At 43.3% G+C, this 2,866-nt stretch carries 4 protein-coding genes; 1 reads left to right on the top strand and 3 read right to left on the bottom strand.

Features of this window, described 5'->3' with window-relative positions; genetic code table 11:
* Positions 1-351: 351 nt before the first annotated feature.
* A complete protein-coding gene (locus PX481_RS21450; RefSeq protein ID WP_288095889.1) occupies positions 352-1,050 on the bottom strand; it encodes a single stranded DNA-binding domain-containing protein in 699 nt (232 codons plus the stop codon).
* 89 nt (positions 1,051-1,139) lie between these two features.
* Between PX481_RS21450 and folD the strand changes: the two genes are divergently transcribed.
* On the top strand, positions 1,140-1,997 hold the full coding sequence (folD, locus tag PX481_RS21445) for a bifunctional methylenetetrahydrofolate dehydrogenase/methenyltetrahydrofolate cyclohydrolase FolD (protein ID WP_002760599.1): 858 nt from the start codon (positions 1,140-1,142) through the stop codon (positions 1,995-1,997).
* 101 nt (positions 1,998-2,098) lie between these two features.
* Here the strand turns inward: folD and PX481_RS21440 are convergent, their stop codons facing one another.
* On the bottom strand, positions 2,099-2,662 hold the full coding sequence (locus PX481_RS21440) for a Uma2 family endonuclease (protein ID WP_002760600.1): 564 nt from the start codon (positions 2,660-2,662) through the stop codon (positions 2,099-2,101).
* 5 nt (positions 2,663-2,667) lie between these two features.
* On the bottom strand, positions 2,668-2,866 hold a 199-nt coding region (locus PX481_RS21435), incomplete at its 5' end, for a Uma2 family endonuclease (protein WP_288095886.1).

Genomic DNA, 2,866 nt, shown 5'->3' with positions numbered 1-2,866 from the left:
TCTGTTAACTTTTGTTTCGAGCCTGTCAGCCTTTTGGCTCGTGGGTGTTGACGATGGTTAATTCGTATCTTCGCCCCAGGGCTATCCATAGGTTCTGGCTCAACGGGTTTCTGATTTAGGCTATCAGATACCGCTTTTTTTTCCTCGCTCACTACCTCAGATGTACCAAGTCTAAAGCAGCAGGAAATGCCGTCACTCTAGGCATCTAGAGGACAGGACTAAGGTTATTACTAACCCGCACCTGTAGGGTTATAAAGTTATCAAGGTACTACATTTACCAAGCGGCTAATCCTCTAAACGTCTTACTGTCTAGTTTCTAGCCAACGAATCGCACCACACCCCACACCCTAGCTATTTCTCGTTTTGTTTATGGGGTAAAAAGAAAGCATCGAGGGGATCTTGGACGGGTTTAATCACTGTGGGGGGTTTGGGGGGAATCGCTTCCGCGACGGGTTGCACGGGTGGATTGGGTTTAACGGGGGTAACGACGGGAGTTTCTGGGGGTTTTGTTGCGGTTGCGCTGGGAATTGTCACCTGTCGGGGATTTTCCAGGGGTTTAGTGGAGACCGGGGGAGAATTATTTTCTGGGGGTTTAACTTCTGAGGTGGGGGAAGGTTTAATTTCTGGGGACGGAGAAGGAGTGGGAACCGAATTAACTGCTACTGCATCCATCTGTTCTAATTCCACCACATACAATTCGTTAACGGTTTGGGAACCCTGGGGAATAGCTTCAAAGTCAATTTTGCCCTTAATGACGATTTCTTCGCCTTGACGGGGTAATTTATTGCTATTGGTGCGAATCCAAATCTTACCAGACTTATCCTGCAAAAGATAGGCTCCTCCCGCTAAAAAAGGGGCATAATTGCTCACAGTTCCCCTAAGATAAACTAAAGAGCCTTTTGGTTTTTCCTGTAATTGCTCGATCGCTGTTAGGGGAGGATCACCGATGTAGGGAACGGCAATACCGAGGTCAGCAAGGGTACTACAACCGAATAACCCTAGCAATAATAATAAACTGCCGATGCGCCCTACACGAGTCTGAATAGACATTCTTGCTTTAACCTTAACGAGTGCGATTAGCCAATCTTTTTGACCATAGAATAGATCCGAAAGATTTTTGTTCTCGGTATTATCATAGAATGTCCGTAACTACTTGCCAAATTCTCGACGGGAAAGCCTTAGCTCAAAAAATCCAACTTGGTCTAGGAGAGCGCATCCAGACGCTAAAATCTCCAATGGGACGACCTCCGGGGTTAGCGGTGTTGATGGTGGGGGATAATCCCGCTAGTGCCGTTTATGTCCGCAATAAGGAGAAAGCTTGTACTAAAATCGGTATGGCCTCTTTTGGTCGTCATTTTTCCACCGATACAAGTGAACTAGAAATTTTAGCGGAAATTGTCCGTCTCAATCAAGATGAGCGGGTGGACGGGATTTTAATTCAATTACCCTTACCTAAGCATTTAGATGCGGTTTCCCTTCTCTACCAAATTGACCCGAAAAAAGATGCTGATGGTTTACATCCTCTCAATTTAGGCGGTTTAGTGCGGGGTGATGACTGTATCCGCAGTTGTACTCCTGCGGGGGTCATGGCACTGCTGAAAGAATATAATATTCCCATAGCCGGTAAGCACGCGGTGGTGGTGGGTCGCAGTATTCTAGTGGGGAAACCTTTAGCTTTAATGTTATTGGAGGAAAACGCTACGGTAACTATTGCTCACTCGCGCACGGAAAATCTGGCAGAAATAACCAGAAGTGCCGATATTTTAGTACCTGCTGTCGGTAAAGCCAATTTAATCACTAAAGATATGGTAAAACCTGATGCGGTAGTGGTGGATGTGGGTATTAATCGCGTCGCTGACCGTTTGGTGGGCGATGTGGACTATGCTGGGGTTTTAGAAGTGGCTAGTTATCTTACTCCTGTCCCCGGGGGTGTCGGTCCGATGACGGTGGCAATGTTATTACAAAATACCTTGTTAAGTTACGAACGCAAGTTATAAATCCGCAGCTACCAGCTATCAGCTGTAGCTGTAGGATGGGTTAGCGGTAGCGTAACCCATCGGGGTGTTGGGTTTCATGCTTCAACCCAACCTACGTTCATCTAAACTCCTAAAATTTCTGCAATAGTGAATTCTATATCGGGAAATGATTCAATAAAAATACTTTCACATCGATAATATTTCTGAATAGCTTGATAACTACCCTGCAGCGGATAGCGATAAACTTCTACAGATTCTTCCTTGAGATTGACAATCCAAACTTCTTGAATATTTGCTTCCGCATAAAGAGGGATTTTAGTATAGCGATCATAATCGAGGGTAGAATCGGAAACTTCAATAATTAAATAGATATCTTGAGGACAAGGATGGGCAGCAACATAAAAATCCGATCGAGGTATTAGTAAACTTAAATCTGGTTCTGGTTGAGAATTATTATTTAATCTAATCGGATTTTGCACTCCTAAGAGAATAAGACCGCCAAATTTTCGATAAAATAACTGTGTTAATCGATAAATACTGGCAGCATGACGGGTTCCCATCGGTGACATTTTGATAATTTCTCCTCGAATTAATTCCACTTTTTCATCGGGTTTGATTATTGCCTGGGTTGCCATTTTTTCGTATTCTTCCACCGTAAACTTACGGGTAATCAGTGATAAAGACATTTTAACTAAACTCCTAAGATTTCTGCAATAGTGAATTCTATATCGTGAAAAGATGTCATAAAAACCCTCTCATTTATAGAGTATTTCTGCATAGCTTGATAACTACCATTCAGAGGATGGCGATAAACTTCTAAACATTCTTCCTTGAGATTGACAATCCAAACCTCTTTAATATTTGCTTCTGCATAAAGAGGGATTTTAGTA

Source organism: Microcystis sp. M53603_WE2, assembly GCF_030065435.1.
The sequence above is the reverse complement of the archived record's forward strand: the minus strand, read 5'-3'. Positions and strand labels throughout refer to the sequence as shown.